We start from the raw sequence: 20,569 nt of genomic DNA on the forward strand, positions 1-20,569 counted from the left end.
AACAACCAGGGCGATGGGCAGTGTTTTGATCGCAGCGCTTTCCATTACGACGACTCAAGCGATTGTTACCAATGCCCCGCCGGTAAGCAGTTGCTACTCAAACAGCACAACCGTGGTAGTCGAGTCTATGCAGCTCAGGTCGAGGACTGCACCCAGTGCCCATTGAAGGCGCAATGCACCCGGGCTAACAGGCGCCTGTTGACGCATCACGCCCACGAGGCCGCCTTCGAGCGAATGACGCGTCGCATGAGCGAACATCCTGAGATGATGAGCAGGCGTCGCAGCATCGTCGAACACCCCTTCGGCAATCTCAAACAATGGATAATGGGCAACGGCCGTTTCCTGATGCGTCACTTCAGTGGCGCGCGTGCGGAAATGTCACTGGCGGTACAGGCCTACAACCTCAAGCGAGCTATCAAGGTGCTGGGTGCGCAGCGAATGATCGAGCTGCTCACCTGAAAGGTTGGTCGCGACCTTTCGAATCGTACAAAAGCAAACGCCCCGAACAATGTCGGGGCGTCTGATGGGATCACTACCTGCATCAGCGAGTTTTCACACGCTCTGCAGGACAGCCGTTTGGGATGAAGCCGGAAGTTATTCGGGCAGCCTGACGGTCTTCTTGCCCGCTGCGAACAGGTTCCAGCTGGCGACGAACAGCGCTGCGATCAGCGGGCCCAGCACGAAGCCGTTGAGGCCGAACAAGGCCATGCCGCCCAGGGTGGAAATCAGGATCAGGTAATCGGGCAGGCGGGTGTCCTTGCCGACCAGGATCGGGCGCAGGATGTTATCCACCAGGCCGATCACCAGTACCCCGAACAGGGTCAGCACCACGCCCTGCCAGATATCGCCACTGAGCAGCAGGTAGGCCGCCACGGGCGCCCAGACGATGCCGGCACCCGCCGCCGGCAACAGCGACAGGAAGGCCATAAGTACGCCCCACAGCAGCGGGCTGGGGATGCCCAGCACCCAGAAGATCAAGCCCCCTAGTGCGCCCTGTACCGCCGCTACCACGATGTTGCCTTTTACCGTGGCGCGCACCACGCGGGTGAACTTGATCTGCAGGCGGCGCTTGTTGTTGTCGCCCAGTGGCACGGCCATGCGGATGTCACGCACCAGCTCCTGCCCATCGCGCAGCAGGAAGAACAGCAGGTAGAGCATGATGAAGAAGCTGATCACGAACTCGAAGGTGCCCTGGCCGATGGCGAACACTTTCGTTGCCAGGTACTGGCTACCGGCGGCGGCACCACTGGTGATGCGTTCCTGCAGGTCGTCCATGTTGCCCACACCGAGGCGGTCGATCTGCTGCTGCAGGAACGGCGGCAGCATTTGCTTGGTGCTGGTCACGTAGGCGCCCACGTCCAGCTCGCCGGAGTCGATGCGCTTGTAGATGCTGGTGCCCTCGGCGACCATCGCCGAGGTGATGAAGATAACCGGCAGAATCGCCACCAGCAGGCAGACGATCAGGGTCAGCAATGCCGACAGGTTGCCACGCCCGCCTATACGCTGCGCCATGCGCCGTTGCAGCGGCGCGAACACCACGGCCAGCGCCACTGCCCAGAACACTGCGCCGTAGAACGGCAGCAATATCCAGATGAAGGCGATCGTCACCAGGACGAGGAGGAGAATGAAGGTTTTCTTTTCGAGGGAGATCGTCTGCATGGCCGGATCACAGGAGGGGTATATGCCCGTTAGTCTCCCGTGCAGTCGACAAAGTGCATTGTGTATTCGAGCGAGCGTCCCTGCTCGCCTGAACGGGTCAGATGCGGAACTGGCGCACCAGGGTTTCCAGGCGCTGGCCGAGTTGCGCCAGACTGCGTGCAGTCTGGGCGCCCTGGCGGGTTTCGTCGGCGACGCTGTCCACCGCGCCGGCGATCTGGTGCACGCTGCGGTTGATCTCCTCGGCCACCGCGGTCTGCTCCTCGGCCGCACTGGCGATCTGCGCGTTCATGGCGTTGATGGTGCCGATCAGCCCGGCAATGGCATCGAGTGAGGCACCGGCCTTGTTGGCCTGCTCACTGGTGATGTCGCCGGCGTCGCTGGACTGGCGCATGGCATTGACCGCATCGCGGGTGCCGCTCTGCAGGCGGTCGATCATGCCCTGGATTTCCTGCGTGCTCTGCTGGGTGCGGCTGGCCAGGGCGCGTACTTCATCAGCGACCACCGCGAAACCGCGCCCCGCCTCCCCGGCACGGGCGGCCTCGATGGCCGCGTTGAGCGCCAGCAGGTTGGTCTGCTCGGCGATCGAGCGGATCACGTCGAGCACGCTGACGATGGAATGCACATCCTTTTGCAGGTTATCCAGCGAGCTGCCGCTGCCGCGGATGTCGCCGACCAGCGAATGAATGCGCGCGATGCTGCCATCCACCACCTGCTTGGCCGCCTGCCCCTCACGGTCGGTCTGCTGCGCCGCTTCGGCAGCGCCCTGGGCGCTCTTGGCTACCTCATGGGCGGCCGCGGACATCTCGTTGATGGCGGTGGCGACCTGATCGGTTTCATGACGCTGGCGCTCCATGGCCTGTTCGGAGCGTTGCGCCTGGGAGGCGACCTGGCCGACCAGTTCGGTCAGTTGGCCGGTCATTCCGGTGATCTGCCGCACCAGGCCGTGCACCTTGTCGACGAAGCGGTTGAACGAACCGGCCAGCTCGCCCAGCTCGTCGCGGCTGGTGACCGGCAGGCGCTTGGTCAGGTCGCCGTCGCCCGCAGCGATATCGTCGAGGTTGGCCTTGATCTGCTGCAGCGGACGCAGGAAGGTGTTGGCCAGGATGCCGCCGACCACGCCGAAGATCACCAGTAGCACCGCCGCGATCACCAGGACGCTGGTGATGATGGTGCTCACCCGCTGGTCGATCCCGGCGCGCACCTCGGCGATCTGCGCCTCGACGCCACCGAGGTTCACCGCGGTGCCAAGCGCCATGTCCCACTTGGGCAGGTAGTAGCTGTAGGCGAGCTTGGGCACCTGAATCGCTTCGTTGCCGGGCAGCGGCGAGGAATAATTGACGTAGTAACTGTTGTCCTTGGCGACGCGCACCAGCTCGCGGTTCACGAACACGCCGTTGACGTCACGCCGGTCGCTGAGGTTCTTGCCCACATCCACCGGGCTGTCGCTGCGAAACAGCCGCACCACGTTGGAGTCGTGGCCGAAGAAGTAGCCATCCTTGCCGTACTTGATCTTCGACAGGATGACGATAGCCTGCTTGCGGCTTTCCAGATCGCCGGCGGGCGCAGCGTCGTACAGACTCTGCACGGCGCCCATGGCGATCGCGCTGTAGTTCTGCAGCTCGTTGCGCTTCTCATCGAGCAAGCGCTCGCGGGTTTCGGCGACCTCCTGCTCCGCCAGGCCATACAGCACCTTGGCGGCGGCGCCACTGAGCACCACGGCGAACAGCAACACGGGAACCAGGGCCAACAGCACGACTTTGGACTTCAAGGTCAGGCGCATTTTTGTTTTCCTTATGACCAGGCAAAGCCAGAGGGTGGCTTCTATTCAGGTCATCGGCAGCCGCCAGCGAACCTTAAGAGGCTCGTCTGCAGCCAGCGGAACACTGCGCCTGCTACAGCACCATGGCTGCAATCCAGCCGAACACCAGCAGCGGCAGGTTGTAGTGCAGGAAGGTGGGCACCACGGTGTCCCAGATATGATTGTGCTGGCCGTCGACATTGAGGCCAGCCGTCGGGCCCAGGGTCGAATCCGAAGCTGGCGAGCCGGCATCGCCGATGGCGCCGGCAGTGCCGACGATGCACACCGTGGCCAGCGGGCTGAAGCCCAGTTGCACGCACAGCGGCACGAAGATCGCCGCGATGATCGGCACGGTAGAGAACGACGAGCCGATGCCCATGGTCACCAGCAGACCGACCAGCAGCATCATCAGCACGCCCAGGCCCTTGCTGTCGCCGATCCAGCCGGCACTGGCGTCCACCAGGCCCTTGATCTCGCCGGTTTCGCGCATCACTTCGGCGAACCCCGAGGCGGCGATCATGATGAAGCCGATCATCGCCATCATTTTCATGCCTTCGGTGAACAGGTCATCGGTTTCCTTCCAGCGCACGATGCCCGAGGCGGAAAACACCACGAAGCCCAGTAGCGCGCCGATGATCATCGAGTCGAGCCATAGCTGGGCACCAAAGGCGATGGCCACCGCCACCCCGGCGACGATCAGGCTGCGTCGGTTGTAGCTGACCTCCACCCGCTCGGTGCGCTCGACCAGCGCCAGGTCGTAGCTGCGTTTGCCACGGTAGCTGTACAGCGCCAGCAACAGGCCGGCGACCATGCCCATGGCCGGAATCAGCATGGCGTGGCTGACGTTCACGCCGCTCACGTCCACCCCGCTGCGCACCACGTTGGCGAGCAGGATCTCGTTGAGAAAGATATTGCCGAAGCCCACCGGCAGGAACATGTACGGGGTGATCAGGCCGAACGTCAGCACGCAGGCGATCAATCGGCGGTCGATCTGCAAGCGGGTGATCACGTACAGCAGCGGCGGCACCAGCAGCGGAATGAAGGCGATGTGGATAGGCAGAACGTTCTGCGAAGAGATCGCCACGGCAAGCAGCAGGCCCACCAGCATCCATTTCAGTGCCCCGCCGCCACGCTCGTCCTGACGGCCGACCAGGGTCAGCGCCTTGTCGGCCAGCGCATGGGCCAGCCCGGATTTGGCGATCGCCACCGCGAAGGCACCAAGCAAGGCGTAGGACAGCGCCACGGTGGCGCCGCCGCCCAGGCCCTTGTTGAAGGCCGCCAGCGAGCCGTCCATACCCAGGCCGCCGATCATGCCACCGGCCAGCGCGCCGATGATCAGCGCCACCACGACGTGCACCCGGCAAAGACTGAGAATCAGCATGATGCCGACGGCGGCGATAACTGCGTTCATGAAAGGCTCCTCGAATCACCGCGAGCGCGGCGCAATCAAAAAAGCGTCGCACTCTGCCGCAAGCTGACCTGGGTGTCAAAACCGACACCGGTACCAAGCGGCAATATTCCAAGAGCCTGTTCACGATCGCGTACGGGCAGCTACAAGGCGATAGCGGCCGTTCGCGTAACGCGTAGGAGGGGCTTTAGCCCCGAGCTTTTTATCAAGGCAAACAAAGAGCTCGCGGCTAAAGCCGCTCCTACAAAAGTGTTCTGCTCACCGACCGCTCCCGCCACGTTGCAGTCAAATAGATAAAGCCCGGCATGAAGATCGTGAACAGGCTCTAAGCAAATCGCACAAACGTCCTTTGCGGCGCTAACCGCCGATGTTAGCTTCACGTCCTTTATCAACGGAGGATCCCATGCTCGATATCGTTCTGATCGCTGGCTCAAGCCGCCCTGACAGCCAATCCGCCAAGGTGGCCCAGTTCCTGCGCCAGCGCCTGATCACCTTGGGCAAGACCACTGCCGAGCTTAGCCAGGTCATCGATCTCGGCACCGGACCGCTGCCGCTGTGGCCTGCCGAAGACGCCGGTACCTGGGCCGACTATGGCCCACGCCTGCAACGTGCCGACGCGGTGGTGGTGATCGCCCCGGAATGGAACGGCATGGCGGGGCCGGCGATCAAGAACTTCTTCATCTATGCCAGCAAGGCCGAGCTGGCGCACAAGCCAGGGCTGCTGGTGGGGGTGTCGTCGGGTATCGGCGGCGGCAGCCCGATTGCCGAGCTGCGCAGCTCCAGCTACAAGAACTGCCGGGTCAACTACCTGCCCGAGCACCTGATCGTCCGGTCGGTGACCAAGGTTCTCAACGACGAACAACCGTCCAGTGAAGACGACAGCCGTATCCGCGCCCGTATCGATTACGCGCTGGACATCCTGGCCAAGTACGGCGAAGCGTTGAAACCCGTGCGCGCCGCCATCGACCTCAGCGATCCGGCATTCACCAACGGCATGTAGGCAACGCGGCGGATGGCTCCCGGTGATCCGCCCGTAGCCGTGGCCTGGGTAGCGCGTAGCGAAACCCGGGAAGCGCTTTCAGAGGCGACTACCGCGCGCGCAGCGGCAGCTCGATCCTGACCTGCAAGCCGCCCAGGTCACTGTCGTGCAGCGACAGGGTGCCGTCCCAGGCATCGACGATATCGCGCACGATGCCCAGGCCCAGGCCGTGCCCCGCGGTTTGCTCATCCAGACGAATGCCGCGGCTGAGTACCTCCTCGCGGCGTTCACTGTCGATCCCCGGGCCATCGTCATCGACGCTCAATACGTAGGCCGTGTCGGTACGCTCGATGCGCAGGCGCACCTGGCTGTCGGTCCACTTGCAGGCGTTGTCGAGCAGGTTGCCAAGCAGCTCCAGCAGGTCCTCGCGATCGCGCGGCAGGCGCAGGTCGGACGGTGACGCCTGCCAGCTCAGTTCGATGGCGCTGTCGTGGATCATGCCGAGGGTGGCGAACAAGCCCGGCAGCTCCTCTTGGCAATCGAAATGCGCGCCCGGCAACGCTTCACCGGCCAGACGCGCGCGGCCCAGTTCGCGAGCAATACGCTGCTCGATCTGCTGCAGGTGCTCGAGCAGGTTGTCGCGCAGCTCGGGGTGGGCACGCAGCTCATCCCGCGAGGCCAGGTTGACCAGCACCGCCAACGGCGTCTTCAGCGCATGACCCAGGTTGCCAAGGGCATTGCGCGAGCGCCTCAGGGTTTCCTCGGTATGGGCCAGCAAATGGTTGATCTGCTCGACCAGCGGCTCCAGTTCCTCGGGCACCTGCTCGTCCAGTTCCGAGCGCTGCCCCTGCTGCAACTGAGCGATCTGCATGCGGGTCTGCTCCAGCGGTCGTAATGCCCGGCTGACCGCCAGGCGCTGCAGCAACAGGATCAGGGCCAGGCTGCCCAGCCCCAGGCCCAGGCCGATACGCTGCACCCGGCGGAAGCTGTCGAGCACCGGCGTGTAGTCGCGCGCCACGCTGATGGTCAGGTTCTGGCCGAAGCGCCGGTATTCACCACGGAAGGTCACCAACACCTGCTCTTGCGGGCCGTCCTGCAATTCAGGCTGCAGGCCGTCCACATCGGAGGGCTGCAGTTCGCTGTCCCACAGTGAACGCGAACGCCAGCTCTTGTCGCTGAAGTCGATCCGAAAATACAGGCCCGAATAGGGCCGCTGGTAGGCCGCACTGAGTCGCGACTCGTCGAGCTGAATGCCGGAGGGTCCGCGCACCAGGGCGATCAACAGCGATTGCGCTTCTTCTTCGAGCCCGGCTTGCATGTAGCGCCGCAGGTTGCTGTCGAACAGCCACAGGCAGGTTTGCGCGAGCAACAGGCCGATGATCAGCAGCACGCTGATCAGCCCCAGGCTCAGGCGCCGCTGGATCGACCTCAAGCGGCGCTACCGGTAAACCGATAGCCCTGGCCGCGACGGGTTTCGATCACCTCGCGGCCCAGTTTGCGGCGCAGGTGATTGACGTGCACCTCGATGACGTTGGAGTCGCGCTCGGTCTCACCGTCATACAGATGCTCGGCCAGGTGGCTCTTGGAGAGAATCTGCCCGGCGTGCAGCATGAAGTAGCGCAGCAGACGAAACTCCGCGGCGGTCAGTTCGATGGCCTGCTCGCCACGGCTGACGCATTGCCGGCTTTCGTCCAGGTGCAAACCGGCAGCCTGCAGCTGCGGCTGGTTGGCCAGGCCACGGGCACGGCGTAGCAGTGCCTGGATGCGCAGCTGCAACTCTTCGGGGTGGAAAGGTTTGGTCAAGTAATCGTCGGCGCCGACCTTGAGGCCTTCGATGCGCTCGGCCCAGGAACCGCGCGCAGTGAGAATCAGCACTGGGGTGACCAGGCCACCCTGGCGCCACTCCTGCAACACCTCGAGCCCCGGTTTGCCGGGCAAACCGAGGTCGAGAATGATCAGGTCGTAGGGCTCACTGGCACCCTGGTACACGGCATCGCGGCCGTCGGCCAGCCAGTCCACGGCATAGCCCTGGCGGGTCAGTGAGGCGGTCAGTTCATCGGCAAGCGGTACGTGGTCTTCAACCAGCAACAGGCGCATGTCAGTCGTCTACCTCATCCTTCAGGATCTTGCCGTCGTGGGCATCGAGCTCCAGTTCACGAACCACGCCCTCGCGGGTCAGCAGCTCCACTTCATAGACGAAGACATCGTCTTCTTCTTCCAGCTCGGCTTCGAGCAGGGTCGCGCCCGGGTAACGCTCCAGCGCGGCGCGCATCAGCTGGTCGAGCGGCAGGATCACGCCACTCAGGCGCAGATCCCGCGCTTCATCCTGATCCAGATCACGGGCGCTGGCCGCACAGGTCAGCGCGGCCAGCGAAACGATGCAGATGTAACGTATGACGGGGTTACCTTTCATCAATCATCCTGATGGTTCTTGAGGATGGTGCCGTTGGTGGCATCCAGCTCGACGTCCCACTTCTGGTTCTGGGCGTCGCGGATTTCTACCTGGTAGAGGTAGCGGCCGTATTCTTCCTCGAGTTCGGTATCGCCCAGTTTACCGCCGGGATGGGCGGCAAGGGCAGCCTCGTTGAGTTTTTCGAACGACTGGATGGTGCCGGCGTCACGCAGCTTCAGCGCCTCATCCGGGCCCAGGTCACGGGCCTGGGCCATACCAGCGCAGGCAGCGAGAGCGGCAACGGTGAACAAAGCGGTCAATGTCTTCATGGTGATCTCCTGAATAATCGTGTTTCGACGGTGATCAGGTTAAGGGCAGCGACTTAATTCAACCTGAATTGCCCCACAGACCCGCCTGAGCCACGCCCTTATACTGGCGCTTCTCTAGCGGAGGTCGGCATGAGCGCCATCCAGATCAAATTCCCTGCCCTAACTTTGAAAGCCGGCCAACGCGCCCTGAGGCGCATTCGCGAGCGCGGCCTGCAGCCCGCCGATGTTGGCACCCTGCCCGGCGCCGCCGGCGGGCCGAAGGCGCTAGGTATTCAAGGCCTGGATATCGCCCTGTTCGGCGACTGGCTGGCCCGGGCGCCCCGCGAGCGTTCGCTGATTGGCGCGTCCATCGGCTCCTGGCGTTTCGCCAGCGCCTGTCTGCCTGACCCCACCACGGCGTTGCAGCGCCTGGGCGAGTTGTATACCGGTATGCGTTTCGCCAAGGGCGTGAGCATCGCCGAGGTAAGCGAACGCTGCGCGCGCATGCTCGACGAGCTGTTGCAGCAGCAGGACGCTGCCGTGCTCGACAACGCCCATTACCGGCTCAACATCGTGGTGGTGAAGAGCCATGGCCGCCTTGCCGAGGATGATCGTCGCTCACTGCGGCTCGGGCTGTCGTCGGTGATCGGCAGCAACCTGCTCGGCCGCCCTCGCCTGGCCCGCCATTTCGAGCGTGTGATCCTGCATGACGCACGCCTGGCGCCGCCGCTGCATCCGCTGACCGATTTCCCCTCGCGTTGCCTACCCCTGGATGTCGGCAATCTGCGCCATGCATTGCTGGCTTCCGGCTCGATCCCCTTCGTGATGCAGGGCGTGCGCGACATTCCCGGCGCGGGCCCGGGCACCTACCGCGACGGCGGCCTGCTGGACTACCACCTCGACCTGCCCTACAGCGGCGATGACGTGGTGCTTTACCCGCACTTCACCGATCGCATCATCCCCGGCTGGTTCTACAAGGGCATGCCGTGGCGCCGTGGCGACGCCATACGCCTGCAGGACGTCCTGCTGCTCGCGCCTTCGCGCGACTACCTGGCACGTCTGCCCTACGGCAAGCTGCCGGACCGCAAGGATTTCACCCGCTTTCTGAGCGACGACGCCGGGCGCGAGCGTTATTGGCGCCAGGCCATGGACGAAAGCCGGCGCATGGGCGACGAATTTCTCGAACTGACCGAGACGGGTCACCTGGCCGATCGGCTGGTCGCGCTATAACGCTTCGCGGGCCATCGCCGGGCGTCTACGACGGCAGTCAGAAAACCGCCACAGGTTATTTCAAGCAAGTTAAGAGACTGTCCCCGTTAATAAAGAACCTGAACTTAACGGAACTGATCAGCACGGCCATTTTCCTATTGGGTGTTGATGTAATTTTTCGGTGGTCAAACATTATGTAGACGACCCACCGGCGTGCCGCCACCTTTGAAAACGTTGATGCCCGTCAACTTCACAAGATGATTTTCAGTTTTTTTGAAAATTAATTAATTCGGATGTGACTTGCAGGCCTCATCGAACCATCAACAGCTAGGAACGTCAGCGTTGAACAAGCTCGCTGACACTATGAATCATTGGGAAACCCTCGGAGAACCGACCCCATGAACGCTTCGCTGCGTTTCAATGATGCACTGCTGATTGCCGATCGCGCCTTTCAACCTTTCCACTGCGTGGCCTGGGCGCCGCAGGACGGTACAGGCGTATTGAACCTGACCATCGTCGACCGCACCAACACGCCGCTGATTGATCGCGCACAACTGACCAGCAGCATCTACAGCGATCCTCAGGCGCTGGCCAAGGCCCTGAAAAAATCCCGTGACGAGCTCAGCAGCAAGGGCTTCGATCTCGCTCCCTGGAGCATGCCGGAATAACTCCACGGTACTTGTTTTGCCAGTTGCCGCACCCTCGGGTGTGGCAACTTGTCTCATCGTTTTAAACCCCTCCCCGCGTTTATCCGTTCACGCCGTCGCATCCGTTAAAGTCTGAACTTCCCGTGCTATTCAACGGGCTAAGTCTTTAACTGTTGTCATGAGCTGACCGGCATGCAAACCCCCCTCTTGATTCTGCCGCCCCTCGCGTATCGCGCTGTCATATCCGCGGCCGATGGTTTTCTGATGCCTGGCCGCTGCATGATCGGGAGCGCACCGTGATGGCCAGCCTGTCGATTACGCCCGAACTGCCCAACGACCTGCACTACGTCGACGATCGCGCGCCCGGCATCACTCGCCGCAAGCTGCGCGGCAAGTTCTGCTACTTCAAGCCGGATGGCGAACGCATTCGCGATGCCCAGGAAATTGCCCGCATCAATGCCCTGGCGATACCGCCGGCTTATGTAGACGTATGGATCTGCTCCGACCCGAAGGGCCATCTGCAGGCTACCGGCCGCGATGCCCGGGGCCGCAAGCAGTACCGCTATCACCCACGCTGGCGTGAGGTGCGCGATACCGACAAGTACGCCAACCTGCTGCTGTTCGGCAAGGCGCTACCCAAGCTGCGCCAGACGATCGAACAGCACCTGTTGCTGCCCGAGCATGGTCGCGAAAAGGTCATGGCCACCGTGATCACGCTGCTCGACAACACGCTGATCCGTATCGGCAATGTGCGCTACGCCAAGGAGAACCGCTCCTACGGGCTGACTACCCTGCGCAACCGGCATGTCGAGGTACAAGGCAGCGCCATCCGCTTCCATTTCCGTGGCAAGAGCGGCATCGAGCATGAGGTGGAGGTCAGCGACCGTCGCCTGGCTCGCATCATCCGCCGCTGCCTGGAGCTGCCGGGCCAGCATCTGTTCCAGTACCTGGATGCCAACGGCGAGCGCCATACGGTGACCTCGACGGACATCAACAACTACTTGCGCGAGCTCACCGGCGCGGATTTCACTGCCAAGGATTACCGCACCTGGGCCGGCAGCGCCCTGGCGCTGACACTGCTGCGTGAACTGGAGTGGCAGCCGGAAAGTTCGGCCAAGAAGCACGTGGTCGGCATGGTCAAGCAGGTCGCCGAAGAGCTGCGCAACACGCCGGCGGTATGCCGCAAGTGCTACATCCATCCGGCACTGATCGAGGCCTTTCACGCTGGTGAACTCTCCGATCTGCGCTTGGCGGCCGCTCGCAAGGGGCTGCGCAGCGAAGAAAGCCTGCTGATGCGCTTTCTGGAGAAACTGCCGGCTGCCTGAAGGTGGCAAGATCCGTGGGATTGATGTCATTGCCGCCAGAGTCGTTTCTGCCCACACTGGCCTCCTCTATCACGAGGGGCCGCTATGGACGACCGCAAATGTATCGCCGCGCTGATCTACCCGGACTTCATGAGCCTGGACGTAATCGGCCCACTGCAGGTATTCGCTTCCGCCAACGTCGAGCGTAATCGCCAGGGCCTGAGCGATGCCTACCGGCTGCTGATGCTTGCCGACCAGCCTGGGCCGGTGAACAGTTCCGCCGGCATGGGCGTGATAGCCGATGCCGCTTGGCGCGATGTGGATCCCGCCAGCCTGGATACCTTGCTGATTCCCGGCGGCGCGGGCGAAGCCCGGCAATGCGAGAACCAGCCGCTGTTGAGCTGGCTGCGGGATGCCGAACCCCATATCCGCCGCCTGGGCTCGGTATGCTCCGGTGCGCTGATTCTCGCCCGCACCGGGTTGCTCGACGGCAGGCGAGTGACCACTCACTGGGCCGATATCGACGCGTTGCGCCAGGACGGCAAGCTGCGGGTCGACAGCGACTGCCTGCACACCTACGCCCCTGGTACGGGCGATGGCAGCGAGCATCTGTTCACCTCCGCCGGCGTCACCGCGGGTATCGACCTGGCACTGGCCCTGGTCGAGGCGGATCTGGGGCGTAGTACGGCGCTGGCGGTGGCGCGACGTCTGGTGATGTTCCTGCGCCGCCCGGGCGGCCAGGCGCAGTTCAGCGCCCTGCTCGCCCCAGAGCCGAGCCGCACCCCACGCCTGGCCGAGTTGCTCGAGTGGATTCCCGCCAACCTGGGCAGCGACTTGTCGCTCGAGGCCCTGGCCGACAGGGCGCGGATGACGCCGCGCACGCTGTCGCGCGTCTTCGCCAGGGAGTTGGGCAGCGGGCCGGCCGGCTACGTGGAGCGCGTACGCCTGGAGGCGGCCCGCAGTCTGCTGCAGGACGCCCAGGCGTCGATCAGTACCGTCGCCCGCCTGACCGGCTTCGGCCACCCGGAGAACCTGCGCCGAGTCTTTCACAAACATCTGTCTATCAGCCCTCAGCAATACGCCGAACGTTTCGGCCAGGAGATCGGCCGTGCTTGAGCTACGCCCCAACTGCGAATGCTGCGACCGTGATCTGCCACCGAACTCTCTCGACGCGCGTATCTGCTCGTTCGAATGCACCTACTGCAGCCAGTGCGCCGATACGCACCTCAGGGGCCGCTGCCCGAACTGCGCGGGAGAACTGGTGCGTCGGCCGATTCGCCCGGCCGCCAAGTTGCCGACCAACCCGCCCTCGACCTTGCGCGTGCTCAGGGCAGGAGGATGCAATGCTGCTGATTCGTAACCGGGCCCTGCTGACTCTGTTTCTGGCCCAGGCGCTGTACTGGAGCTGCTCGCTGATCGGCATCACCCTCACCGCGCTGATCGGCCTGCAACTGTCGCCCTACAACGCGCTGGCCACCTTGCCCCTGGCGTTGCTGGTGCTCGGCAACCTGCTGGCGACTCACCCGCTGTCGCTGTTCATGCAGCGCCATGGCCGCAGGCCCGGCCTGACCCTGGGCGCCGCAGCCGGCATACTCGGTGGCCTGACCAGCGCCCTGGGCGTCTGGCTCGGCGACTTTTTCCTGTTCTGCCTCGGCGCGCTGGTTACCGGCGTCTATCAGGCCTCCGCCGCGTATTACCGTTTTGCGGCGCTGGAGACGGTGGACGCGGTCTACAAGGGGCGCGCAGCTGCCTGGGTGATCGCTGGCGGCATCTTTGCCGCACTGATCGCGCCGAGCCTTACGCTGTGGGCGCGCAACGCGCTGAACACGCCCTTCGTGGGCGCCTACGTGCTGTTGGCCGGCCTGGCGCTGCTTGGCCTGCTGTTGCTCAGCACCCTGCGCGTGGGCGCCATCAGCGTCGCGCCGCGAGGCGACTTGCGCAGCCTGCTGGCGCGCCCGGCGATCCGCGCTGCGCTGGCGGTGACCGCCATTGGCAACGGCCTGATGATTCTGGTGATGAACGCGACGCCGTTGGCCATGAGCTTCTGCGGCTTGCCCCTGGAGAGCGCAGCCGGGGTGATCCAGTGGCATGTGCTGGGCATGTTCCTGCCTGCGCTGATCGCCGGCCCACTGGTGGATCGCCTGGGCAGCCGGCCAGTGGCCCTGCTGGGTATTGCAACGCTCGGCGGCAGCGCGCTGGTCGGATTGAGCGGGCAGAGCCAGGCTTACTTCCTGGTTTCCTCGCTGCTGCTGGGCATCGGCTGGAACCTGATACTGATTGCCGGCACCACCCTGTTGGCCACGGCCCACGAGCCCGACGAACGAGGCAAGGCCCAGGGGCTCATGGAGTTGACCAATAGCAGCGTCGCCGCCTGCGCGGCCTTCGCGTCCGGTGCGCTGATCACCGGGCTGGGTTGGGCGCAGATCAACCTGGCCATGCTGCCGCTACTGGCGATCGCCCTGCTCGCGCTGCTGGCCCGACCTGCAACCAGGGCACCGGCGGCCAGCTAGATGCCGAACACCGTGACCTGATTGCGGCCGTTGCGCTTGGAGCTGTAGAGTGCCTGGTCTGCCCACTGGATGACCTGCTGATGATCGTGGCTGGGCTCGCTGAGGTCGGCCACACCGAGGCTGATGGTGAAGGGAATCACCTGCCCCTCGTGGCTGACCTGCAAGCGCTCGACGGTCAGGCGCAAACGTTCGGCGAAGACCCGGCCGCCCGCCGCATCGACATCCGGCAGCAGCACCACGAACTCCTCGCCACCATAGCGCCCGGCGATGTCGGTATCACGCAACTGCTCGCGCAGCACCTTGGCGACACTCTGGATCACCGTGTCGCCGGCCTGGTGGCCGTAGGTATCGTTGACCTTCTTGAAATGATCGATATCGAAGATCACCAGGGCCGCGCTGCTGCCATAACGACGGTGACGGGCATGCTCGCGCTTGAGCTCCTCCTCCCAGTGGCCACGGTTGTTCAGCCCGGTCAGCCGGTCGGTACGCGAGAGGTGTTTGAACTGATCGCTCATGGCTTGCAACTGGCGTTTGTTCACCGCCACGCCGGTCACGTCGTAGACGATCACGCACAGGTGCTCGATCTTGCTGTTGGTGGCCACCAGCGGCAGGATGGTGGTGTTCTGGTACATGAAGTCTTCCAGCCCGGTGATCGGCTGGTAATTCTTGAAGCGCACCAGGTAAGGCCGTTGCTCCCAGATGGTGAAGGCCGGCGTACCCAGGGTGACGACGTTTTCCACCTTGTTGCGAAACCACACCTCATCGACCTCGGGAAACAGCTCGAAGAACGAGCGCTCGGCCGCATCCCGCGCGGTACGCCCGGAATGGTTCTCCATGAAGCTGTTCCATACTTCCACGCGGTACTGACGGTCGAGCACCACCACGCCGACATCGATGCTCTGCACGATGGCCAGCAGCCAGTGGAAATCGTTTAAATCCATGCTCTCGGCCATGCGGCTCATTCCATCAGGTAGGCGAGTTTGTTGGTCAGCAGCGACACCGAATCCTCGGTGAACAGCAGCAACAGGTCGAAGTGGATGTCGTGGCCTTCGATGCTGTAGCTCACCTCGACGGCCAGGGTCTTGCGCCAGCGCTGGCTGTTGATGCGGATCAGCTCGTCGATGGAGGCGTGCTCGCCGAGTATCTGTGGGTGGCCTTGGGAGAAGCTCACGTCGAGCTGCTCGGCGATGCCGCTCAGACACGCGCCGATGAGGATGCTGGACATGTCCAGGAGCATCTCCATGGATGAATGACTGTGCTCCTGCCACTGCATGAGCTTGGCCATGTCGGCCACTTCCGAATCGTGGAAGATCAGCAGCGCCTCGCCGGCGATGCCCTCGCCGATATAGCCCTGGCACACCGCGGTCAGGCCATTGCCACGCTGGGCATCGGCCAGCGCCATGTGCAGCTCGCTGACCTCGAGAATATTGACGTTGGGAATCGGCAGTTGCACGAACACCCCGAGCACCCGCGCCAGTAATGCAGCCGCGCGACCCATGGCGATGTTGACCACCTCGCGGAAGGCATCGCGAAACGACACCCTGGGCTCGGGCAGCGCCGCAACGGGCGCCGCTGCCACGTGCAGGAAGCCAAGCTGATCGAGAGTCTGGCGCAGCAGCTCGGGGTCGGCGGGCTTTTTCAGGAACGCCAGGGCGCCGAGTTCCTCGACCCGGCGGATGGCCTCTTCCTGCACGTCGCCGGACACCACGATGACCTTCTGCGCACGCCCCTCGGCCTTCAACGCCGCAAGCACGCCGTAGCCATCGAGTACCGGCATGGTGAGGTCGAGCAGCAAGAGATCGAAGTGAGCCGCGCGCAGTTGCTGGAGCGCTTCTTCACCGTTGGCGGCCTGGCTGACGGTTACCGGCCAGTCCGCAGGCAAGGCGCGCAGCAGTTGCTTGCGGGCCATGTTGGAATCATCGCAGACGAGAAGAGATGCGGTGGGCATCGATACGCCTCAAGAAGTGGGCCTGATCCGGCTGGGCTGCAGCGAGTGTACGGCAGCGACGCGATCCCTGGTGTGTTACCGACACTTATAGCAGAACGCCATCACGCTTTTAGGTGTTTTCCAACGCTTTCGTGCAGTGAAGCATGCCAAAACGCACAAGGCGACCGAAGTCGCCTTGTCATCCTGCTGGACGTGATCAGTAATATGCGTTTTCGCGATTGCTGTGGTCGGTCACGTCACGTACGCCCTTGAGCTCGGGAATGCGCTCGAGCAGGGTTTTCTCGATGCCTTCCTTGAGGGTCAGGTCAGCCTGGCCACAACCCTGGCAACCGCCACCGAATTGCAGCACGGCAACGCCCTCGTCGACCACGTCGATCAGCGTGACCTGGCCGCCATGGCTGGCCAGCCCCGGGTTGATCTCGGTCTGCAGGTAATAGTTGATGCGCTCGTTGAGCGGGCTGTCTTCATTGACCATCGGCACCTTGGCGTTCGGCGCCTTGATGGTCAGCTGGCCGCCCATGCGGTCGGTGGCGTAGTCGACCACGGCGTCTTCGAGAAACGGCTCGCTGACGGCATCGATCCAGGCCGTGAAGCTGGCCAGGCCAATGGCCTGGTCTTCCGGCTTCTGCTCGCCCGGCTTGCAGTAGGCGATGCAGGTTTCCGCATACTGAGTACCGGGCTGGGTGATGAAGACCCGGATACCGATTCCCGGCGTGTTCTGCTTGCTCAGCAGGTCGGCCAGGTAATCATGGGCGGCATCGGTAATGGTAATGGTGCTCATGGCAACTCCTCACGGTCATGGGCGCAGTGTACGCCAAATGGCCGTCGCGAATAAAGTCCTACCATTTTACTCAGGATAAGGCCTGGAGCTGGCCTTTGCCTGATCGCTCGTTGATCCACGCCTTGGCCTGGACGAAAAAGCGCTTCTCGATCAGCTCGTAACTGCCCCACGAAGCCAGGGCGATGAGCGGCATGCAGGCGACGATGACCACATAGGGATTGAGATCCAGGCTGGCCTGCAGGTACCAGCCCAGGGACAGGATGATCACGTGCAGCAGGTAGACCGAATACGAGCAGTCGCCCATGCATGCCAGTAGGCGGTTGCCCTTGAACCACGGTTCCATGGCGATGCAGGCCGCGACGATCAGCGCGCTCGGCACGCCCCAATGCAGCAGGCGCATGGTGTTGTCGAAGTGGTAGATGGCCAGCAGCGAGCCGGCGATCACCAGCAACGGCACCCACAGCCCCTGACGGATCCAGCCGCGGTTGTAGACCATGCCCAGCAGCACGCCGAACAGGAATTCGTAGACGATGCTGTTGCGGTAGAAGTTGCTCAACCAGGGCTGGGTCGCCAGCAGGCCGAAGATCATCAGCATCACCGCGACGAACGGCAGGCGCAGGCGCTGCGGAACCACGAAGGCCAGGGCGAACAGCAGGTAGAAGAACATCTCGTAATTCAGGGTCCAGCCGACGTTGAGCGTCGGATAGAGCCCGAAACCCGCCGGATTTTCCGCAGGAATGAACAGCAGCGACAGCATCAGGTGATGCAGATCGAAGGCTTGGGTGGGCATCACCGGGTTAGCGAAGGCAATGATCAGCGCGGCGATCAGCGAGTACAGCCAGTAGGCCGGCACGATGCGCAGGGCGCGGTTGAGCATGAAGCGCCACGGCGTGATGGTTTTGCCCTGGGTGGACAGGTAGATGACCAGGCCGCTGATGACGAAGAAGATATCGACACCCACGGCGCCCTTGTCGGAAAAAAGATGGCCCATGAAGCTCTCGGCCTTGAAATCGAAAAACACCTGCATGACATGGTGAAAGACCACTACCCAGGCAGCCAATGCCCGGAGTGCCTGCACTGAAATCAGCATAGAACCGCCACTCTCCCGCTTGTTGAAACCGATACCGGACAGCCGTCAATAATCGGCTGCCACAGCGTCCGACCGCAGTGGCGAGAGAAAGATCGGATGAATTGGCGAAGCGTTATCCGGGTACTGTTACATCACGGCTCTCGCGGCAAGTGGCGAGAGCCGGGGCGCGGGTTACAGGTTCTGGTAGCGGTTCATGTCCAGCACGCCGGCCTCTATCGGCTCGTGCTCGCGGATATGCGCCGTCAGGTCATGGAAGTACTGCCAGAACTGCGGGTGAGTGCGGCGAACGCCCCAGCGCTCGACGATCTTCTCGAAGGCGGCCGCATCGCCGGCCTGCTCCATGGCCGCCACGAAGTCCGGCACCTGAGCGGCTGGCATCGAAAACATGAAGTTCGGGTAGCTGCTCATCACCTCGGGGTAGACGGTCAGGGTGTCGAGGCGCGGCTGGTAGCGCAGTTCTTCGCCAAGCATGAAGGCGACGTTGCTGTGGGCACGGTTGCGCAGCAGGCTGTAGACCTCGCGACGACCGCCCCCCTCGACCCGCAGCAGCGTGGTTTCCGGCAGTTGCTCGAGCACCTTGAGTTGCGCGGCCGGCTTCGACGCCAGGCGACTCAACGCCTGCTCGGCCTCACGCAACTCGGCCGGCAGGCCATCGCGATAGCAGTGCTCGCCGCCGCAGCGATTGATCGGGTCGGGGCGGGCGTCGAGTGCGGCGAAGCGCTGCAGCAGCTGTTCGGCGAACTGGCGCTTCGGATCATCGCTGCCCAGGGCCAGGCCGCTCGGGGTTTTCCGGTCCAGCGGGTAGTAGTCCATCCACGCCTTGAGCTTGCCGCTGTACTGGTACCAGTCGCCAAAGATCGCCTTGCGCGAATCGGCCGGCATCAGGCGCAGGAAGTTCTGTTCGGCGCCATTGCGGATCAGGTCGAAGTACAGACGGGTCTGCGCCTGGTGCGAGACGTTGCCGAACACGTCGAAATTGACCACCAAATGGTAGTAAGTGCGTTCGAGCAGCGGATAGTCCATCCACCAGAGAGTCTGCGGGATTTCGCCCACCAGGCCTTTGCGCACCGAGGCGCTGTCGTGCTGGCGGAAGATCGACAGCAGCGCGTTGTCGTTGCCCTGCCAGATCTGTGACCACCCAGGTACCGGCGCCTCGGCGTAGCCTTCGGTGCGCAGTGCCTCGTAGTCATTGCGTTTGTCGCGGTAGCTGCGCCACAAGCCGAGCAGATCACCGATCTCGTCGAGCTGACCGGGCATCGCCAGCAAGGGCGTGGCGGCGCCGCGATAAGCCGGATCGGTGATGTACAGGTCGTGCTGCGGGTCCTGGAAGAACACCCAGAAATTGTCGCGAATCACATCGGTGGCGATCTGCCCGCGGCACACCGGTCCCCGGATGAAGGTGCGCACGAAGTACTCGGCGTTATCGAGCATGAACTGGTAGCGCGCCTGGGCAGGAATCGCTTCGAACGCCAGGAACGGGTTCGAGCGGTGCTGCACACCGTAACCCGGCAGCGAATCCACCTGCCAGTCGGTGCCGAAGAACAGTTGGCGCACGTGTTCCAGCTTGGCGGCACTGAGCGGATAAGTAATGTGGGTCTTGTGGACGATTACGCCCTGGATCGGCATCAGCCGGTAATAGAAGGCCGTACCGGGGTCATCGTTGGGGCGCCGGGTGGCGATGATGTCCACCGGCTGCCCGCTGGGCGTGCGCGAGCGCACTAACTGAAAGAAATGCCCGGCCTCGCCCCCATCGAAATACAGATGGGCGAGAAACAGGTGCTCGTAGAGCCAGCGGCTGACCAACCCTTGCTCATTGCCCGCGGCATTGAGAAAACGCTCCCAGTCGGCGACCTGGCGGGCTTCGGCCGGGCTGGCCTGCAGCGCTTGCTCGTCGACCGGCGCGCCTTGCTGCAGCCAACGCTGTACGGTCTGGTAATCCTGCTCGGTGAGGCCGGTGACGGCGAACGGCATGCCGGCCATGGGGTTCTTGCCAGCGAAGTCGGCGAACTCGTCCGGCAATGCACACTGGTTGGCGCGTTCGATGCTGATGTCCAGGTCCTTGGGCAGCTTGCTGTTGGGCGGCAGCGGCGTGGCGTGGCCGAGTTCGAGCATGCGCGCCATCAGCGCCGCCTGACCGCCCTGCTGCTCGAGCACCGAATGGAAATCCTTGCGACGCCAGGCTGGCGCGCCGTGGGCGTCCATGAACAGTCGCGTGGTGGCTTGCGTATGGGTGCGCGTGCCGTCGTAGACCGGTGCTTTGCTGGCGCCGCGCTCGACGCCCTCGCCGCTGCCCAGGTTCAGTTGGCATGGCGCGTCATAGCAGGCGTGGCAGGCCACGCAGTTGTGCGTGAAGATCGGCTGGATGTCACGGCTGTAGGAAATATCCTGGGCCATTGCCAGTGGGCTGATCAAAAGGCAGAGAGTCAACAGCAGCCGACGGCACATGGGGCGAGTTCCACGAAAATGGCCGCGCATTCTAGCCGTCTCGCCTGTGCCATCGCCATGCCTGCATGGCCGTTCATCTGGCAACAACATG

The 20,569-nt window shown here is 63.4% G+C and carries 20 protein-coding genes and 1 pseudogene; 8 read left to right on the forward strand and 13 right to left on the reverse strand.

Annotated features, from left to right (window positions below; genetic code table 11):
• On the forward strand, positions 1 to 459 hold a 459-nt coding region (locus tag BVH03_RS08160; RefSeq protein ID WP_143485918.1), incomplete at its 5' end, for a transposase.
• Positions 460 to 594: 135 nt separating this feature from the next.
• Here BVH03_RS08160 and BVH03_RS08165 read toward each other — a convergent pair.
• From BVH03_RS08165 to BVH03_RS08175, 4 genes and pseudogenes are all read right to left on the reverse strand, one after another.
• On the reverse strand, positions 595 to 1,659 hold the full coding sequence (locus BVH03_RS08165; RefSeq protein ID WP_075960696.1) for an AI-2E family transporter: 1,065 nt from the start codon (positions 1,657 to 1,659) through the stop codon (positions 595 to 597).
• Positions 1,660 to 1,756: 97 nt separating this feature from the next.
• Positions 1,757 to 2,836: a methyl-accepting chemotaxis protein gene (locus tag BVH03_RS27165; protein WP_371915347.1), complete on the reverse strand. Its 1,080-nt coding sequence runs from the start codon at positions 2,834 to 2,836 to the stop codon at positions 1,757 to 1,759.
• Positions 2,837 to 2,869: 33 nt separating this feature from the next.
• A pseudogene (locus BVH03_RS27170) lies at positions 2,870 to 3,439 on the reverse strand (cache domain-containing protein); the annotation flags it as partial.
• Positions 3,440 to 3,551: 112 nt separating this feature from the next.
• Positions 3,552 to 4,868: a Na+/H+ antiporter family protein gene (locus BVH03_RS08175; protein WP_075960698.1), complete on the reverse strand. Its 1,317-nt coding sequence runs from the start codon at positions 4,866 to 4,868 to the stop codon at positions 3,552 to 3,554.
• Positions 4,869 to 5,268: 400 nt separating this feature from the next.
• Between BVH03_RS08175 and BVH03_RS08180 the strand changes: the two genes are divergently transcribed.
• A complete protein-coding gene (locus BVH03_RS08180; RefSeq protein ID WP_075960699.1) occupies positions 5,269 to 5,865 on the forward strand; it encodes an NADPH-dependent FMN reductase in 597 nt (198 codons plus the stop codon).
• Positions 5,866 to 5,953: 88 nt separating this feature from the next.
• Here the strand turns inward: BVH03_RS08180 and BVH03_RS08185 are convergent, their stop codons facing one another.
• Genes BVH03_RS08185 through BVH03_RS08200 form a run of 4 tightly spaced genes read right to left on the reverse strand, consistent with a single transcriptional unit; the run spans position 5,954 to position 8,565 of the window.
• On the reverse strand, positions 5,954 to 7,276 hold the full coding sequence (locus tag BVH03_RS08185; RefSeq protein WP_075960700.1) for a sensor histidine kinase: 1,323 nt from the start codon (positions 7,274 to 7,276) through the stop codon (positions 5,954 to 5,956).
• The gene (locus BVH03_RS08190) at positions 7,273 to 7,941 is read right to left on the reverse strand and encodes a response regulator transcription factor (RefSeq protein ID WP_075960701.1); all 669 of its coding nucleotides are present in this window, start codon (positions 7,939 to 7,941) and stop codon (positions 7,273 to 7,275) included. The genes BVH03_RS08185 and BVH03_RS08190 overlap by 4 nt, the downstream gene beginning before the upstream one ends.
• Before the next feature lies 1 nt (position 7,942).
• Positions 7,943 to 8,257 carry a PepSY domain-containing protein gene (locus BVH03_RS08195; protein ID WP_075960702.1) on the reverse strand — a complete coding sequence of 105 codons (315 nt, stop codon included), beginning with the start codon at positions 8,255 to 8,257 and terminating at the stop codon, positions 7,943 to 7,945.
• Positions 8,257 to 8,565 (reverse strand): PepSY domain-containing protein, encoded by a 309-nt coding sequence (locus BVH03_RS08200; protein ID WP_075960703.1) that lies wholly within the window; start codon positions 8,563 to 8,565, stop codon positions 8,257 to 8,259. The genes BVH03_RS08195 and BVH03_RS08200 overlap by 1 nt, the downstream gene beginning before the upstream one ends.
• 129 nt (positions 8,566 to 8,694) lie before the next feature.
• Between BVH03_RS08200 and BVH03_RS08205 the strand changes: the two genes are divergently transcribed.
• The 6 genes from BVH03_RS08205 to BVH03_RS08230 all read left to right on the forward strand — a co-directional run bounded on the left by BVH03_RS08205 (position 8,695) and on the right by BVH03_RS08230 (position 14,214).
• On the forward strand, positions 8,695 to 9,774 hold the full coding sequence (locus BVH03_RS08205; protein ID WP_075960704.1) for a hypothetical protein: 1,080 nt from the start codon (positions 8,695 to 8,697) through the stop codon (positions 9,772 to 9,774).
• 377 nt (positions 9,775 to 10,151) lie between these two features.
• Positions 10,152 to 10,421, forward strand: coding sequence for a hypothetical protein (locus tag BVH03_RS08210; protein WP_075960705.1), 270 nt, complete (start codon positions 10,152 to 10,154; stop codon positions 10,419 to 10,421).
• 278 nt (positions 10,422 to 10,699) lie between these two features.
• On the forward strand, positions 10,700 to 11,725 hold the full coding sequence (locus BVH03_RS08215; protein WP_075960706.1) for a DNA topoisomerase IB: 1,026 nt from the start codon (positions 10,700 to 10,702) through the stop codon (positions 11,723 to 11,725).
• An 84-nt stretch (positions 11,726 to 11,809) separates the two neighbouring features.
• Positions 11,810 to 12,820, forward strand: a complete 1,011-nt coding sequence (locus tag BVH03_RS08220) for a GlxA family transcriptional regulator (RefSeq protein ID WP_075960707.1) — start codon at positions 11,810 to 11,812, stop codon at positions 12,818 to 12,820.
• Positions 12,813 to 13,064 carry a DUF1272 domain-containing protein gene (locus BVH03_RS08225; protein WP_075960721.1) on the forward strand — a complete coding sequence of 84 codons (252 nt, stop codon included), beginning with the start codon at positions 12,813 to 12,815 and terminating at the stop codon, positions 13,062 to 13,064. The genes BVH03_RS08220 and BVH03_RS08225 overlap by 8 nt, the downstream gene beginning before the upstream one ends.
• A complete protein-coding gene (locus BVH03_RS08230; RefSeq protein ID WP_256574658.1) occupies positions 13,051 to 14,214 on the forward strand; it encodes an MFS transporter in 1,164 nt (387 codons plus the stop codon). Before BVH03_RS08225 ends, BVH03_RS08230 begins: the two co-directional genes overlap by 14 nt.
• On the opposite strand, the gene BVH03_RS08235 is transcribed toward BVH03_RS08230, so the two are convergent.
• The 5 genes from BVH03_RS08235 to BVH03_RS08255 all read right to left on the reverse strand — a co-directional run bounded on the left by BVH03_RS08235 (position 14,211) and on the right by BVH03_RS08255 (position 20,478).
• Entirely contained in the window at positions 14,211 to 15,167 is a 957-nt protein-coding gene (locus BVH03_RS08235; RefSeq protein WP_075960709.1) for a diguanylate cyclase, read from the reverse strand. The two genes, BVH03_RS08230 and BVH03_RS08235, sit on opposite strands and share 4 nt — an antisense overlap.
• Before the next feature lie 5 nt (positions 15,168 to 15,172).
• Positions 15,173 to 16,162 carry a response regulator gene (locus BVH03_RS08240; protein WP_075960710.1) on the reverse strand — a complete coding sequence of 330 codons (990 nt, stop codon included), beginning with the start codon at positions 16,160 to 16,162 and terminating at the stop codon, positions 15,173 to 15,175.
• Between the two features lie 196 nt (positions 16,163 to 16,358).
• Positions 16,359 to 16,943, reverse strand: coding sequence for a Fe-S biogenesis protein NfuA (nfuA, locus tag BVH03_RS08245; protein ID WP_075960711.1), 585 nt, complete (start codon positions 16,941 to 16,943; stop codon positions 16,359 to 16,361).
• 70 nt (positions 16,944 to 17,013) lie between these two features.
• Positions 17,014 to 18,033, reverse strand: coding sequence for an acyltransferase (locus BVH03_RS08250; RefSeq protein ID WP_075960712.1), 1,020 nt, complete (start codon positions 18,031 to 18,033; stop codon positions 17,014 to 17,016).
• A gap of 171 nt (positions 18,034 to 18,204) precedes the next feature.
• Positions 18,205 to 20,478, reverse strand: a complete 2,274-nt coding sequence (locus BVH03_RS08255; protein WP_075960713.1) for a fatty acid cis/trans isomerase — start codon at positions 20,476 to 20,478, stop codon at positions 18,205 to 18,207.
• Positions 20,479 to 20,569 lie beyond the last annotated feature (91 nt).

This window comes from Pseudomonas sp. PA15(2017), assembly GCF_001945395.1.
Lineage (GTDB): Bacteria > Pseudomonadota > Gammaproteobacteria > Pseudomonadales > Pseudomonadaceae > Aquipseudomonas.

Bases quoted from the DNA above. Each gene is read 5' to 3' on its own strand.
- BVH03_RS08175 (WP_075960698.1), bottom strand. From the start codon at position 4,868: ATGAACGCAGTTATCGCCGCCGTCGGCATCATGCTGATTCTCAGTCTT.
- nfuA (WP_075960711.1), bottom strand. From the start codon at position 16,943: ATGAGCACCATTACCATTACCGATGCCGCCCATGATTACCTGGCCGAC.
- BVH03_RS08220 (WP_075960707.1), top strand. From the start codon at position 11,810: ATGGACGACCGCAAATGTATCGCCGCGCTGATCTACCCGGACTTCATG.
- BVH03_RS08180 (WP_075960699.1), top strand. From the start codon at position 5,269: ATGCTCGATATCGTTCTGATCGCTGGCTCAAGCCGCCCTGACAGCCAA.
- BVH03_RS08205 (WP_075960704.1), top strand. From the start codon at position 8,695: ATGAGCGCCATCCAGATCAAATTCCCTGCCCTAACTTTGAAAGCCGGC.
- BVH03_RS08215 (WP_075960706.1), top strand. From the start codon at position 10,700: ATGGCCAGCCTGTCGATTACGCCCGAACTGCCCAACGACCTGCACTAC.
- BVH03_RS08195 (WP_075960702.1), bottom strand. From the start codon at position 8,257: ATGAAAGGTAACCCCGTCATACGTTACATCTGCATCGTTTCGCTGGCC.
- BVH03_RS08240 (WP_075960710.1), bottom strand. From the start codon at position 16,162: ATGCCCACCGCATCTCTTCTCGTCTGCGATGATTCCAACATGGCCCGC.
- BVH03_RS08235 (WP_075960709.1), bottom strand. From the start codon at position 15,167: ATGGCCGAGAGCATGGATTTAAACGATTTCCACTGGCTGCTGGCCATC.
- BVH03_RS08250 (WP_075960712.1), bottom strand. From the start codon at position 18,033: ATGCTGATTTCAGTGCAGGCACTCCGGGCATTGGCTGCCTGGGTAGTG.
- BVH03_RS08200 (WP_075960703.1), bottom strand. From the start codon at position 8,565: ATGAAGACATTGACCGCTTTGTTCACCGTTGCCGCTCTCGCTGCCTGC.
- BVH03_RS08255 (WP_075960713.1), bottom strand. From the start codon at position 20,478: ATGTGCCGTCGGCTGCTGTTGACTCTCTGCCTTTTGATCAGCCCACTG.
- BVH03_RS08165 (WP_075960696.1), bottom strand. From the start codon at position 1,659: ATGCAGACGATCTCCCTCGAAAAGAAAACCTTCATTCTCCTCCTCGTC.
- BVH03_RS08190 (WP_075960701.1), bottom strand. From the start codon at position 7,941: ATGCGCCTGTTGCTGGTTGAAGACCACGTACCGCTTGCCGATGAACTG.
- BVH03_RS08210 (WP_075960705.1), top strand. From the start codon at position 10,152: ATGAACGCTTCGCTGCGTTTCAATGATGCACTGCTGATTGCCGATCGC.